The organism is Pseudomonas asgharzadehiana (assembly GCF_019139815.1).
Taxonomy (GTDB): domain Bacteria; phylum Pseudomonadota; class Gammaproteobacteria; order Pseudomonadales; family Pseudomonadaceae; genus Aquipseudomonas; species Aquipseudomonas asgharzadehiana.
In genome coordinates this window covers 5,012,801-5,025,976 of the sequence record NZ_CP077079.1, presented here as the reverse complement: position 1 = coordinate 5,025,976, position 13,176 = coordinate 5,012,801, and the positions used below count along the sequence as shown (strand labels likewise).

Below are 13,176 nucleotides of genomic sequence, written 5' to 3'. Positions count from 1 at the left end.
GCATCAGCGCAATCGATATTTGCGGTCAGGCCTTTGATCTGACCCCCACGCTTTAAGGATCTGAACCGTGATTGGACGCTTGCGCGGCACTCTGGCTGAAAAACAGCCGCCGCACCTGATTCTGGATGTCAATGGGTTGGGGTATGAGCTGGAAGTGCCCATGACTACGCTGTACCGCCTGCCCTCGGTCGGCGAACCCATTACGCTGCATACTCACCTGGTGGTGCGCGAAGACGCGCAATTGCTCTATGGTTTCATTGGCAAGCGTGACCGCGACTTCTTCCGTGAACTGATTCGCCTCAATGGCGTAGGGCCAAAATTGGCGCTGGCCTTGATGTCGAGCCTGGAAGTGGATGAACTGGTGCGTGCGGTTTCGGCCCAGGACACCTCGGCGCTGACCAAGGTGCCAGGCGTGGGCAAGAAAACCGCCGAGCGCCTGCTGGTGGAGCTCAAGGACCGCTTTAAAGCGTGGGAAGTCGTACCGAGCATGTTCGCCCTGGTGCCGAACCAGCCGGACATGCCGGCGGGCCAGGTCGCTAGCGCCGAAAGCGATGCGGTCAGTGCCTTGATCTCCCTGGGCTACAAGCCGCAGGAAGCCAGCAAAGCCGTGTCGGCCATCAAAGACAAGAACCTGAGCAGTGAAGACATGATCCGCCGAGCCCTGAAGGGAATGATTTAAGTGATTGAAGCTGATCGTCTGATCGCGGCCACCGGCCCGCGCGACCGTGAAGAAGTCCAGGACCGTGCCATTCGCCCGCTGAGCCTGGCCGACTACATCGGCCAGCCCACCGTGCGCGAGCAGATGGAGCTGTTTATCCAGGCCGCGCGTGGGCGCAGTGAGTCCTTGGACCACACCTTGATCTTCGGCCCGCCGGGCTTGGGTAAAACCACCCTGGCCAACATCATTGCCCAGGAAATGGGCGTGTCGATCAAATCCACCTCCGGCCCGGTGCTGGAGCGTCCAGGCGACCTGGCCGCGCTGCTGACCAACCTTGAACCTCACGATGTGTTGTTTATCGACGAGATTCACCGCCTGTCGCCGATTGTCGAGGAAGTGCTGTACCCCGCGATGGAAGACTTCCAGCTCGACATCATGATCGGCGAAGGCCCGGCGGCCCGTTCGATCAAGCTCGACCTGCCACCGTTCACGCTGGTGGGCGCAACGACGCGTGCCGGTATGCTGACCAACCCGTTGCGAGACCGTTTCGGCATTGTTCAACGTCTAGAGTTCTATAGCACCGCCGACCTGGCAACCATCGTCAGCCGTTCGGCAAGCATTCTCGGGTTGCCGCTGGACCCGGAAGGCGCGTTTGAAATCGCCCGTCGCGCCCGTGGCACGCCGCGAATTGCCAACCGCCTGCTGCGCCGCGTGCGCGACTTTGCCGAAGTGCGAGCCAAGGGGCATATCACCAAGGCCGTGGCCGACCTGGCGTTGAACCTGCTGGACGTGGATGAGCATGGTTTCGACCACCAGGACCGGCGCCTGCTCTTGACCATGATCGAGAAATTCGACGGTGGCCCGGTGGGTGTGGACAGCCTGGCGGCCGCAATCAGTGAGGAGCGCCATACCATCGAAGATGTGCTGGAGCCGTACCTGATCCAGCAGGGCTATATCATGCGCACCCCAAGGGGCCGCGTCGTCACACGCCATGCCTATCTGCACTTCGGGTTAAACATTCCGTCACGTTTGGGTGAGATGCCTGCGGTAGACGAGTTTCTCGATGCAGTGGACGATTAAAAAGGCGATGCGGGCCGATTTATTCGAGGTTTGTGCTGTCCCAGTGTCTGGCGTCGTCAGTCAGTGGTTGGAAATGTCTTTGAGAATGCAAAAACAGTTGCTCAGCCGGATTGGCAACCTCAGGAGTAAGCACTAGAGTATGCGCGCGCAAAACGGGGATCAGTCGTTCGCACATCGCTGTCGCGTTTATTACGAGGACACCGATGCCGGCGGCATCGTGTATTACGTCAATTACCTCAAGTTCATGGAGCGGGCTCGAACCGAGCGGCTACGGGAGCTGGGCTTTGCCCAATCCCAGCTGGCAGGGGAGGACCTGTTATTCGTCGTGCACTCCAGCGAGGCGCGTTACCACGCGCCGGCGCGACTGGACGACGAACTGCTGGTCAGCGCTGAAGTAATCGAATTGAACCGTGCCAGCCTGCGTTTCAAGCAGCAGGTCAGGCGGGCAACGGATGCAACGCTGCTCTGCGAGGGGCAGTTCCTGGTGGCCTGTGTGCGCACCAATAGTTTGAAACCTCGGGCCATTCCCGAAACTCTACGTGCGGCCTTTGCCGCCGTGAGCGGCGCGGGTAAACAATCAAAGCAGGAGATTTAGCGTGGAACCTACCGTCGTCGACCATTCCTCCATGTGGAGCCTGGTCAGCAATGCCAGTGTTGTGGTTCAACTGGTCATGCTGACCCTGGTAGCCGCATCGGTTACCTCTTGGGTCATGATTTTTCAGCGCAGCAACTTGCTGCGCGCCGGTCGACGCGCCCTGGAGAGCTTTGAAGAGCGCTTCTGGTCGGGTATCGACCTGTCCAAGCTGTATCGCCAGGCCGGCAGCAACCCGGACCCCGATTCGGGCGTCGAGCAGATCTTTCGTGCCGGCTTCAAGGAATTTTCCCGCCTGCGCCAGCAACCTGGGGTTGACCCGGAAGCCGTGATGGAAGGCGTGGCCCGTGCCATGCGCGTCGCCATTTCCCGCGAAGAAGAGAAGCTTGAGCAAAGCTTGCCGTTCCTTGCCACCGTCGGTTCCGTCAGCCCGTACATCGGCCTGTTCGGTACCGTGTGGGGCATCATGAACTCCTTCCGCGGCCTGGCCCAGGCCCAGCAAGCCACCCTGGCCACCGTGGCCCCGGGTATCGCCGAAGCCCTGATCGCCACCGCGATCGGCCTGTTCGCCGCTATCCCGGCCGTTATTGCCTACAACCGTTTTGCCGCGCGCGGCGAAAACCTGATTGGCCGTTACTACACCTTCGCCGATGAATTCCAGGCGATCCTGCACCGTAAAGTGCACACCAGCGAAGAATAAGCAGGTACTCCCCGATGGCTTTAATCACTCGAGCTCGAACCAAGCGCAAGCCGGTCGCCGAGATGAACGTAGTGCCTTACATCGACGTGATGCTGGTGCTGCTGGTGATCTTCATGGTGACTGCGCCGATGCTCAACCAGGGCGTGAAGGTTGACCTGCCCAAGGTTTCCAGCGAAGCCTTGCCCCAGGACAACAACACCCAGGTGCTGACCATTTCGATCAAGTCTGACAAGACCTATTACTGGAACCTTGGCAGCGAAGTCGACACCCAGAAGCAGCAGGACAAGGCCTTGACCCTGCCGGCGATGACCGATGCGGTGACCAAGATCATTCGCTCCGGCAACGAAGGCGGCAAGCACACCCAGGTGTTCATTCGCGGCGACAAGTCGGTCGACTACGGCTCCGTCATGGGTGCCATGGGTGGGCTGCAGAAAGCCGGCGTGGGTAACGTTGGCTTGATTACCGAGGCGCCCTGATGCAGCAACAGCGAGAGCCGTCCGCCTCGGAAAGCTACTTCTGGCCTAGCGTCTGGGCAATTGCCCTGCACGTCCTGGTATTTGGCATGCTGTTCGTCAGCTTTGCCATGACCCCGGACCTGCCGCCAGCCAAGCCGATCGTGCAGGCGACCCTGTATCAGCTGAAATCGAAAAGTCAGGCCACCACCCAGACCAATCAGAAGATTGCGGGTGAAGCCCAGAAGTCGGCCGCGCGCCAGACTGAAGTCGAGCAGATGGAACAGAAAAAGGTCGAGCAGGAAGCGGTGAAGGCTGCTGCGGAACAAAAGAAAGAAGAGGCGGCTCAAAAAGCCGAGGAATCGAAAAAGGCTGACGAAGCGAAGAAGGCCGACGAGGCGAAAAAGGCTGATGAAGCCAAGAAAGCCGAGAAAGCCGCCGAAGCGAAAAAAGCCGAAGAGAAACAATTGGCTGATATAGCCAAGAAGAAATCTGAAGAAGAAGCCAAAAAGGCTGCCGAAGAAGAGGCCAAGAAAAAGGCCGCTGAAGAGGCCAAGAAGAAGATAGTCGAAGACGCGAAGAAGAAAGCCGCCGAAGACGCCAAGAAAAAAGCTGAAGCAGACGAGGCGAAGAAGAAAGTCGCCGACGACGCGAAGAAGAAAGCTGCCGCCGATGCCAGCAAGAAAAAGGCCCAGGAAGCAGCGCGTAAATCCGCCGAAGAGAAAAAGGCCCAGGCCTTGGCAGATTTGCTCTCCGACACGCCGCAGCGTCAGCAAGCCTTGGCCGATGAGCGTGGTGATGAAGTCGCGGGCAGTTTCGACGACCTGATTCGGGCACGGGCAGCAGAAGGCTGGACTCGTCCACCTTCGGCACGCAAAGGCATGACAGTAGTGCTACAGATCGGCATGTTGCCGGACGGTACGGTGACTTCGGTCAGCGTGGCCAAGGGCAGTGGCGATCCATCGTTCGACAGTTCGGCGGTTGCCGCGGTCAAGAACATTGGCCGGTTGACCGAGATGCAGGGAATGAAACCAAGCGACTTCGCTCCCTATCGTTCATTCAAGATGACATTCACACCTGAGGATCTAGCCTTGTGAGAAACCTTCTTCGAGGAATGCTTGTCGTTATTTGCTGTATGGCAGGGATAGCGGCGGCGGATGAAAAGAACATTCTGGTTACCAGCGGTAGCGATCGGGCCACCCCGATCGCGGTTGTACCGTTCGGTTGGCAGGGCGGCAGCGTGCTGCCGGACGACATGGCCCAGATCGTCAGCGACGACCTGCGCAATTCCGGCTACTACGCGCCGATTCCCAAAGGCAACATGATCAGCCAGCCGGCCCAGGCCAGCGAAGTGATCTTCCGTGACTGGAAAGCCGTTGGCGCCCAGTACCTGATGGTCGGCAACATCACGCCGGCCGGCGGTCGCCTGCAGATCACCTACACCTTGTTCAACGTGGCCACCGAGCAGCAGGTGCTGACCGGCAGCGTATCGGGCACCGCCGAACAACTGCGGGATATGGCCCACTACATCTCTGACCAGTCGTTTGAAAAGCTTACCGGCATCAAGGGTGCTTTCTCGACGCGTCTGCTGTACGTGACGGCTGAGCGTTTCTCCGTAGACAACACCCGTTACACCCTGCAGCGCTCGGACTATGACGGCGCGCGCGCCGTGACCTTGCTGCAATCGCGTGAGCCAATCCTGTCGCCGCGCTTCGCGCCGGATGGCAAGCGCATTGCCTATGTGTCTTTCGAGCAGAAACGTCCGCGTATCTTCGTCCAGCACATCGACACCGGCCGTCGTGAGCAGATCACTAACTTCGAAGGCCTCAACGGTGCGCCGGCCTGGTCGCCGGATGGTTCGCGCCTGGCGTTCGTATTGTCCAAAGACGGCAACCCGGACATCTACGTGATGAACATGGCTTCGCGCCAGATCACGCGTGTGACCAGCGGCCCGGGTATCAACACTGAACCGTTCTGGGGTAAGGATGGTTCGACCATCTATTTCACCTCTGACCGGGGCGGCAAGCCACAAATCTACAAATCGAGTATTGGCGGTGGCGGTGCGGAACGAGTGACCTTTATTGGTAACTACAACGCCAACCCTAAGCTTTCGGCTGATGAAAAGACGTTGGTGATGATTCACCGTCAGGATGGTTTCACTAATTTCCGGGTTGCGGCCCAGGATTTGCAGCGTGGAACGGTAAAAATCCTTACAGATACCAACCTTGATGAGTCAGCTACTGTTGCGCCCAACGGCACCATGGTAATCTACGCCACCCGCCAGCAGGGCCGGGGAGTCTTGATGCTCGTGTCCATTAACGGACGCGTAAGGCTCCCGCTTCCTACCGCTCAAGGCGAAGTCAGAGAACCGTCCTGGTCCCCTTACCTGAACTGACGCGGCGCTACAAAAAGAAGTACTTAACACACTGGGGTTCATTAGGAGTTTCACGATGGAAATGCTGAAGTTTGGTAAGTTTGCTGCTCTGGCTCTGGCTCTGTCCGTAGCCGTTGGTTGCTCGTCTAAAGGCGGCGACAATGCCGGTGAAGGCGCAGCTGTTGATCCAAACGCTGGTTACGGCGCTAACACTGGTGCAGTTGACGGCTCCCTGAGCGAAGAAGCTGCTCTGCGCGCTATCACCACTTTCTACTTCGAATACGACAGTTCGGACCTGAAACCAGAAGCCATGCGCGCTCTGGACGTTCACGCCAAGGACCTGAAAGCTAACGGCGCTCGCGTTGTTCTGGAAGGTAACACTGACGAACGTGGTACTCGTGAGTACAACATGGCACTGGGCGAGCGTCGTGCGAAAGCCGTTCAGCGCTACCTGGTACTGCAAGGTGTTGCTCCAGGCCAACTGGAACTGGTTTCCTACGGTAAAGAGCGTCCAGTTGCTACTGGCCACGACGAGCAGTCCTGGGCTCAAAACCGTCGCGTCGAACTGCGTAAGTAATTCGTCATGCGAACGTGCCGTCGTGCTCTAACTGTATTGGCTCTCAGCTTCGCACCGCTTGCGGTGTGGGCTGCGGTTCCTGTGGAAGATAGCAACTCTGGCTATAACAATAGCGGGAGCAGCTATCCGCCAGCGGGTTATGGCACGAACGGCGCCTATGCTGGGGGGGCGGCTACGGCCGCTCCTTCGGCACAGGGCGAACTGTTCAACCAACTGCAACGCATGCAGGATCAATTGGCCCAGCAACAGGGCGCCATTGAAGTTCTGCAGAATCAAGTGAACCAGTTGAAGCAAGAAGGCCTGGAGCGTTACCAGGATCTTGATCGACGCATAGGAGCCGGTGTTACACCTGCCGCTACTCCTGATAATTCTTCTGCCGGTGGTGCGCCAAGCGCTGCCGCCGGTGGTGCAGCAGGCGCCGCGGCTGCCAGCCAAGCCCCTGCCGCCAGCAGCGAACCGGGTGATCCGGCCAAGGAGAAGCTGTATTACGATGCAGCTTTCGACCTGATCAAAGCCAAGGATTTCGATAAGGCCAGCCAGGCATTCAGCGCGTTCCTGCGCAAATACCCGAACAGCCAGTACGCGGGCAATGCCCAATATTGGCTGGGCGAAGTAAACCTGGCGAAGGGTGATCTGCAGGGGGCGGGCCAGGCATTTGCCAAGGTCAGCCAGTTGTACCCCAAACACGCCAAAGTACCCGACTCGCTGTACAAGCTCGCTGACGTAGAACGCCGCCTGGGTCATACCGACAAGGTAAAAGGCATTCTGCAGCAGGTTGTAGCCCAATATCCGGGGACTTCCGCCGCACAGTTGGCTCAACGGGATCTGCAGCGCTTGTAAGCAATGCCGCCCGTTTAGAAGAAACCCGCGCCTGGCGCGGGTTTTTTCGTTAGAATCCACGCCCTTTTATGAAACACGCTCCTTGGAGCCTACGCGTTGGCGGGGTTCCTTGAAGTGCCTGACGGAGGCGGACAGCCTGTTTAGCTGTTACGCCCGTGGCGACTATGCAAGACACATTACGTATTACCGAAGTTTTTTACTCGTTACAGGGTGAAACGCGAACCGCTGGGCTGCCCACCGTTTTCGTGCGCCTTACCGGTTGCCCTTTGCGCTGCCAATACTGTGACAGTGCCTATGCCTTCAGTGGCGGCACCCTGCGCACCCTCGACGACATCCTGGAGCAGGTCGCCGGCTTCAAGCCTCGCTATGTCTGCGTGACCGGTGGCGAACCCTTGGCCCAGCCCAATGCCATCCCGTTGCTTAAGCAGTTGTGTGATGCCGGTTATGAAGTGTCCCTGGAAACCAGCGGGGCCTTGGACATCTCGGCAGTCGACCCACGCGTCAGCCGCGTGGTCGACCTCAAGACGCCAGGCTCCAAGGAAGCGCATCGCAACCGTTACGAGAACATCGAGCTGCTGACGCCCAACGATCAGGTCAAGTTCGTCATCTGTTCCCGTGCGGACTACGATTGGGCCAACACCAAGTTGATCCAATACGGTCTCGACCGTCGAGCCGGTGAAGTGCTGTTTTCCCCAAGCCATCACGACCTGAACGCGCGCGACCTGGCCGACTGGGTGGTGGCGGACAACCTGCCGGTGCGCCTGCAATTGCAGTTGCACAAGTACCTGTGGAACGACGAGCCGGGTCGCTGAGAGGGCGCACAAACGGCCGTCATTGCAGCCCTAACGCGTTATTTCTGATTTTTTTAAAATAAGGTGTTGAATAATCCTTAGAAATCAGTATTATACGCGCCACCACACAGCGGGTCGTTAGCTCAGTTGGTAGAGCAGTTGGCTTTTAACCAATTGGTCGTAGGTTCGAATCCCACACGACCCACCATTTTTGGCGGTTTAGAAAATCCGGAAGGCCCACGCAAGTGAGGATTTCCGGGTTTTTTTTTGCCTGGCATTTGGGCCTGACAGGTGCGCAATGCACCCGGCACTGCCAGCATTTGGCCAAAGCGCCTGTTGACTCTCCTGTTACGGGCACACCCTATCCTGAACGTTCAACTTTCAGGATGCGGTGATGATGAGTAAGCGAGTACTGGTGATTCTGGGGCACCCCTCAACCGACAGTTTTTGTGGGGCGTTGACCGAGACGTACGTGAATGCCGCCACACGTGCCGGGCACGATGTGCGTCTGTTGCGGCTGGACGCATTGCGCTTCGATCCCGTGCTGCACGACGGCTACAGACAGGTTCAGCTGTTGGAGCCGGATCTGCTCAAGGCTCAGGCCGATATCACTTGGGCTGAACACCTGGCATTTGTCTATCCGATCTGGTGGGGCGGGATTCCGGCATTGATGAAGGGGTTTTTCGACCGGATATTCCTTCCGGGGTTCGCCTTCAAGTACCGCGAAGGCAAAGCCTTTCCCGATAAGCTTCTAAAGGGGCGTACGGCTGATCTGCTGGTCACGATGGACACGCCGCCGTGGTACTACAAATGGGTCTATCGCATGCCGGGCCTGCATCAGATGCGCAAAACCACCCTTGAGTTTTGCGGCATAAAACCGTTGAACACGCTTACGTTTGGGCCAATCCTCGGTTCCGGCGCCTCCCAGCGTGAAGCCTGGCTCAAGCAAGCGCAGGCTATCGCCGGCCGTTGATGCCCGCGTGGCACAGCATCGCCTGCAACGGGCGATGCCAGCTTCATTCATATAGATACATAGCCTTTTGATATCTCCGGGTTCCCGGTTCCGGAGACATGTGTGAAGATGCGCGCGCCAAAATGCGCTTCCACACGTGTGCCATAAAAAAGGACTTTTCATGTATATCGGCAAAGCGGCCCTGCTGTCGGGCACCACCGTCAAGACGATCCGCCACTATGAAGACATCGGCTTACTGCCCCCGCCGGTGCGCGAGGGCAAGTATCGGGTCTATAGCCAGCAAAGCGTCGAGTTGCTGACGTTTATCAAGTGTGCTCAGCAACTGGGGTTCAAACTCAAGGAAATGCAGGCGATCCTTCAGGATCACCGCGGCCAGGAGCTGCCTTGGGATTTGGCCAACAAGGCCATTGCGGATAAAAAAATCGAGCTGAAAGCCCAGATCCAAGGGTTGCAGAACATCTACGACGGCCTTGAGCAATTTGAAAGCAGCCTCAAGGATGCCCAATACCAATGCCAGTTTGAGCACCTGTCCAAAACAGCCTGAACGAACGTGCTGCATGAGCTCATGAAGCGGTGCACGCGGTTCGCAAACGCCGGCAACCCATGGTTACTGAATGGTTATTGCCGGCGTCGCCCGTTTCAGCACCTAGCCCAGGGCGCCCTCGTGTGCTGGATGTTCACGTTCAGTTGCCGGTTGCTCGGGCACGATCGCTGCAAAGAACCAGGGCGATATCAGCGTCACTAACAAGATGGTCATGACCCCGCTGGAGAACAGCGCCAGCGCCACCAATGTTCCCAGATCAATCACGGGCTTGTACGCGGAAAACAGCAGCGCCAGAAACCCCACCGAGAAAATCACCACGTTGACCACCGTCGAGCGCCCGACACTGTGCATGGCCGTCAGAATTGCCTCGTCCACGTGGATACCTTGCTGCACCAGCAGCTTGATGCGCGACAGCAGATGTACGGCGTAATCCACGACGCCCACCACCAGGAACGTGACCAGCGTGGTGCCGATGTTCAGCTCGATGTTCAACAGGTACATACAGCCATACACCGTCACCGAAGTGGTCAGCAGCGTCAGCATGCCCAGGATCCCCAGCCGCACTGACTTGAGCCAGAACATCATCATCAGCGTGACCACCAGCAGCGCGAGCGAGAAGCTCAGCACCTGGCCCTGGGTGATCTCCGCCAGGATGCCGGTCCAGATTTTGGGTGTGCCGGCATGGGTGACCTGCAGGTTGGCCGGTTTGTTTACCAACAGCCAGGCGTCCAGGCGGTCCAGCAGGTCCTTGTAGTCGCTGGCCACCGAGGAGGTCATGGTATAGAGCGTCAAGGCTTTGGAGTAATCGGCGTTAAGCACGTTCTGCAAGTCGGAGCCGCCGCCGTTCTCGAACATCATGATGTGCTGCTCGATCAGCGAGTTACCGTCGACCTCAAAGGTTTCCGTTTGCCCTTCATCGTTGACGGGCGTCACCTGCTCCATGGCCTGCGGCACGCGCAGGTACGCGGGGTTCATGTCATTGAGCACGAGGTTCATGCGCTTGACGTAAGCCGCCACTGAATAGGTGTAGCTGACGTTCGGCTGAGACTTGAGAAAGTGGTCGAGTTTGTCGAGGAACTGTACCGTCTCGGTGGTCAGCGCGCCGCGCGGGGTGTTGGTGTCGAAGGCGATCCAGCCAGGGGAAGTGCCCGCGATCCGGGAACGGTTGATGAACTCATCGGAAACGCGCACCGGGCTGTCTTTCTTGAAATAGGCGATACCTGAGTCCTCGATATCGACCATGAAGGTAAATACCGTCATCAGTGCCAGCAACGGCAGGCTCACGACGAGCACCGGCTTGCGCCAGCGGATCAGGCGCGCGCAAAAAGCCACCAGGTAGCGCGAGATAATCGACTCTTTGTGTACGGTTTTACGCAGCGGCTGGTCTTTGCCCCAGATGGAGATCCACGCTGGAATCAAGAGCAGCGAGATGATCAACGCGGCCGTCAGCCCGATGGACATGAAGATGCCGAAATTGCGGATGCTGACGATGTTGTTGGTCGTAGAGATCATAAACGTGGCGATGGTGGTCACCGTGGTCAACACCACGGGCACCACCATGCGGCGCATGGTCTCGCGGTTGGCCTCGCGGTACGTCTTGCCGGCGTTGAGTTGCTCGTAATACTCAGCCATCACATGGATCGCGTCGGCGCAGCAAATCGTGAACAAGAACACCGGCAGCACACTGGTGAGCAGGTCGATGGGCACTTTCAGCAATGCCATCAGCCCCAGCGTCCAAATCGTGCAGAACAGAATATTGAACAGCGGCAGGAACACGCCCAGGGGCTTGCGGAAGAAAAACACCAGCATCGAGGTCACGAGCAGGAACACGATAGGAAACAGCAACGCCAGGTCGTGATCGATGATCTCTTGTTGGGCGGCAATGAAAATGGGGGTGCCGGCAATAAACACTTCATCGGTGAATTGCGGGTTTTGGCTCTGGTAGTCGGCGACAATCTGGCGAACCTGTTGGTAAGCCCGCAGTTGCGCCTGGGCGTCGTCTTGCTTGGTGCCCAGCTCGGCCACCACTACCGCGACTTTCTTGTCCGGGGACACCACCCCGCCGACCATTTGTTCGTTGCCCATGATCTGCGCTTCGACGGCCTGCGGGTCCATGTCCAGGCCGTGCAGAGTCTTGTGGATCCACAGTTCGCCGTCAGCGCTCAGGCTGATGTTTTCCAGGTCGGCCATCGAGGCCATTTCCTGGATCGGGTTGATGCGTTCGGCCAGAAAGGTCAGAAACTGTAGGTCGCGCGCCTCCCAGCCCTGGCTGCGCGCGTGGTCGCGCAAGGCTTTGGCCTGGGCATAATCGTTTTGGCTGAAGCCGTTGCCGAGGATATCGGTGGCCAGCAGTTGGGCACGACTGTCGTTCTCGTGCTGGCCGACAATGCGGCGCAACTCGACTTCGTCATCGGCGTTGGCCAGCATCAGCCGCCGCAGGGCTTGGGATATTTCGAACTGGGCGTTGAGCGACTGCGTGTTAAAGACGCTGTGCGCATTATTCTGGGCGACCATGACCGAGTCATAGGTGCCTGTGAACTCGCGTTGCAGTTCGATGATGGTTTTGCGTGCGGGGTGGCTTTCCTTGAGCAGGTAGGGGTTGGTGTCCGACATCAGCGAGCCGAGGGCATAGGTGAAGTAGGCCGTGATCGCCACCAGCACAAACACAATCGTTCGCGCATAGCGCTCAACGAAGTTCAGGTATCGTTCCATAGTTCAATCGGTTCCACGAAAGGCAGGCGCAGGAGTCAGCGGGCGGAGACGGCAAATTCCGGCAGGTCACCGGTTTTGAGGCCGCGCTTGATCGCGGTCTGGTTGAACAGCCAGTCGTCCAGTTCAACGTTGTATTGCAACTGGTTGAAGCGCAGCTGGGAGCGGGTGCCGGCGATGAAGTCTTCGGTCTCGCTGAGGGTGATGCTGTCGATGTGGTCGACGGTCTCGACTCTGAGCGTACGCATCTGCTTGAACATCACGCCTTTGACGTCGAAGAAATCCTGGCGCATGACCAGCTTGTTCTGCTTGTCGATCCACACCTTGAGCTGGTTGTAGCCGGTCTTGGCCAGAATCTGCGCGGACACCGGGGTGCGTTCGATGACGTAGCATTCGCGCCCGCCCAGGGTCTCTTCGCCCACCAGCGTCTGGCGGTAGTCCTCGGCGCGGATCTTGTCCAGGTCTGCGTAGGAGTAATCACTGCCCATAAACGCGCCGCGCTTGTCGGTGGTCGAGATCCGGCGGGTCTGACGGCTGACCGGCAAATACATCCACTGGCTGTCTTCGGCATTCAGGGCTTCGTGGGGGTTTTCGATGTGGAAGGCCACGTTGCGCACATCGTTGGGCGCCGAGAAGTACATGGTGAATTTGTCACTGTCCGCGTAATCCTTTTGCAGGTAGCTGAACTCGCGCACACGGCTGTTGCCTTGCTTGTCGAGCAGGATCAACGAGACCTGCGACATAAAACTCTTGCCGTCATTGCGGTCGCGGGCCTGGCGAATGATGTCGTCGGCGTTCGGCGCGGCCAGCGCAAGCGTGCTGGTGAACATCAGCAGGCTGGTGGTCAGGACCTTGAGGGGCGGCAACATAGAAATTTCCTTTTCTT

The 13,176-nt window shown here is 58.3% G+C and carries 14 protein-coding genes and 1 tRNA gene; 13 read left to right on the top strand and 2 right to left on the bottom strand.

Translation table 11 applies throughout. The annotated features are described in order from the left end of the window. Nucleotides 1–67: 67 nt before the first annotated feature. The 13 genes from ruvA to KSS96_RS22760 all read left to right on the top strand — a co-directional run bounded on the left by ruvA (nucleotide 68) and on the right by KSS96_RS22760 (nucleotide 9,581). On the top strand, nucleotides 68–679 hold the full coding sequence (ruvA, locus tag KSS96_RS22820; protein WP_003175802.1) for a Holliday junction branch migration protein RuvA: 612 nt from the start codon (nucleotides 68–70) through the stop codon (nucleotides 677–679). Then, nucleotides 680–1,738: a Holliday junction branch migration DNA helicase RuvB gene (gene ruvB / locus KSS96_RS22815; RefSeq protein ID WP_017529216.1), complete on the top strand. Its 1,059-nt coding sequence runs from the start codon at nucleotides 680–682 to the stop codon at nucleotides 1,736–1,738. It begins immediately after the preceding gene. Between the two features lie 139 nt (nucleotides 1,739–1,877). Then, a complete protein-coding gene (gene ybgC, locus KSS96_RS22810; RefSeq protein ID WP_032890914.1) occupies nucleotides 1,878–2,333 on the top strand; it encodes a tol-pal system-associated acyl-CoA thioesterase in 456 nt (151 codons plus the stop codon). 1 nt (nucleotide 2,334) lies between these two features. Then, nucleotides 2,335–3,030: a protein TolQ gene (gene tolQ / locus KSS96_RS22805; protein ID WP_010208111.1), complete on the top strand. Its 696-nt coding sequence runs from the start codon at nucleotides 2,335–2,337 to the stop codon at nucleotides 3,028–3,030. Between the two features lie 23 nt (nucleotides 3,031–3,053). Further along, entirely contained in the window at nucleotides 3,054–3,506 is a 453-nt protein-coding gene (gene tolR / locus KSS96_RS22800; protein ID WP_161979898.1) for a protein TolR, read from the top strand. Beyond that, nucleotides 3,506–4,579 (top strand): cell envelope integrity protein TolA, encoded by a 1,074-nt coding sequence (gene tolA / locus KSS96_RS22795; RefSeq protein ID WP_017529214.1) that lies wholly within the window; start codon nucleotides 3,506–3,508, stop codon nucleotides 4,577–4,579. Before tolR ends, tolA begins: the two co-directional genes overlap by 1 nt. 17 nt (nucleotides 4,580–4,596) lie before the next feature. Then, complete coding sequence (gene tolB / locus KSS96_RS22790) at nucleotides 4,597–5,877, top strand: Tol-Pal system beta propeller repeat protein TolB (RefSeq protein WP_032883487.1); 1,281 nt, start codon at nucleotides 4,597–4,599, stop codon at nucleotides 5,875–5,877. 55 nt (nucleotides 5,878–5,932) lie between these two features. Continuing rightward, nucleotides 5,933–6,433: a peptidoglycan-associated lipoprotein Pal gene (gene pal, locus KSS96_RS22785; RefSeq protein WP_003209827.1), complete on the top strand. Its 501-nt coding sequence runs from the start codon at nucleotides 5,933–5,935 to the stop codon at nucleotides 6,431–6,433. A gap of 6 nt (nucleotides 6,434–6,439) precedes the next feature. Beyond that, nucleotides 6,440–7,273: a tol-pal system protein YbgF gene (gene ybgF, locus KSS96_RS22780; RefSeq protein ID WP_017529212.1), complete on the top strand. Its 834-nt coding sequence runs from the start codon at nucleotides 6,440–6,442 to the stop codon at nucleotides 7,271–7,273. A 164-nt stretch (nucleotides 7,274–7,437) separates the two neighbouring features. Next, on the top strand, nucleotides 7,438–8,085 hold the full coding sequence (queE, locus tag KSS96_RS22775; RefSeq protein WP_068937273.1) for a 7-carboxy-7-deazaguanine synthase QueE: 648 nt from the start codon (nucleotides 7,438–7,440) through the stop codon (nucleotides 8,083–8,085). A 111-nt stretch (nucleotides 8,086–8,196) separates the two neighbouring features. Then, nucleotides 8,197–8,272 (top strand) — tRNA-Lys (locus tag KSS96_RS22770). Between the two features lie 186 nt (nucleotides 8,273–8,458). Continuing rightward, nucleotides 8,459–9,037, top strand: a complete 579-nt coding sequence (locus KSS96_RS22765; RefSeq protein ID WP_017529210.1) for an NAD(P)H-dependent oxidoreductase — start codon at nucleotides 8,459–8,461, stop codon at nucleotides 9,035–9,037. A 160-nt stretch (nucleotides 9,038–9,197) separates the two neighbouring features. Then, nucleotides 9,198–9,581 carry a MerR family transcriptional regulator gene (locus KSS96_RS22760; protein ID WP_017529209.1) on the top strand — a complete coding sequence of 128 codons (384 nt, stop codon included), beginning with the start codon at nucleotides 9,198–9,200 and terminating at the stop codon, nucleotides 9,579–9,581. Nucleotides 9,582–9,683: 102 nt separating this feature from the next. Here the strand turns inward: KSS96_RS22760 and KSS96_RS22755 are convergent, their stop codons facing one another. Together KSS96_RS22755 and KSS96_RS22750 are read right to left on the bottom strand one after the other, a co-directional pair. Then, nucleotides 9,684–12,293, bottom strand: a complete 2,610-nt coding sequence (locus KSS96_RS22755; protein WP_217855338.1) for an efflux RND transporter permease subunit — start codon at nucleotides 12,291–12,293, stop codon at nucleotides 9,684–9,686. Between the two features lie 35 nt (nucleotides 12,294–12,328). Beyond that, nucleotides 12,329–13,159 carry an outer membrane lipoprotein-sorting protein gene (locus tag KSS96_RS22750; RefSeq protein WP_017529207.1) on the bottom strand — a complete coding sequence of 277 codons (831 nt, stop codon included), beginning with the start codon at nucleotides 13,157–13,159 and terminating at the stop codon, nucleotides 12,329–12,331. Nucleotides 13,160–13,176: the final 17 nt, after the last annotated feature.

Excerpts from the sequence above, each read along its gene's own strand:
- ybgF (WP_017529212.1), top strand. The coding sequence starts at position 6,440 with ATGCGAACGTGCCGTCGTGCTCTAACTGTATTGGCTCTCAGCTTCGCA.
- ybgC (WP_032890914.1), top strand. The coding sequence starts at position 1,878 with ATGCGCGCGCAAAACGGGGATCAGTCGTTCGCACATCGCTGTCGCGTT.
- pal (WP_003209827.1), top strand. The coding sequence starts at position 5,933 with ATGGAAATGCTGAAGTTTGGTAAGTTTGCTGCTCTGGCTCTGGCTCTG.
- KSS96_RS22750 (WP_017529207.1), bottom strand. The coding sequence starts at position 13,159 with ATGTTGCCGCCCCTCAAGGTCCTGACCACCAGCCTGCTGATGTTCACC.
- queE (WP_068937273.1), top strand. The coding sequence starts at position 7,438 with ATGCAAGACACATTACGTATTACCGAAGTTTTTTACTCGTTACAGGGT.
- tolA (WP_017529214.1), top strand. The coding sequence starts at position 3,506 with ATGCAGCAACAGCGAGAGCCGTCCGCCTCGGAAAGCTACTTCTGGCCT.
- tolB (WP_032883487.1), top strand. The coding sequence starts at position 4,597 with ATGCTTGTCGTTATTTGCTGTATGGCAGGGATAGCGGCGGCGGATGAA.
- KSS96_RS22760 (WP_017529209.1), top strand. The coding sequence starts at position 9,198 with ATGTATATCGGCAAAGCGGCCCTGCTGTCGGGCACCACCGTCAAGACG.
- KSS96_RS22755 (WP_217855338.1), bottom strand. The coding sequence starts at position 12,293 with ATGGAACGATACCTGAACTTCGTTGAGCGCTATGCGCGAACGATTGTG.
- KSS96_RS22765 (WP_017529210.1), top strand. The coding sequence starts at position 8,459 with ATGATGAGTAAGCGAGTACTGGTGATTCTGGGGCACCCCTCAACCGAC.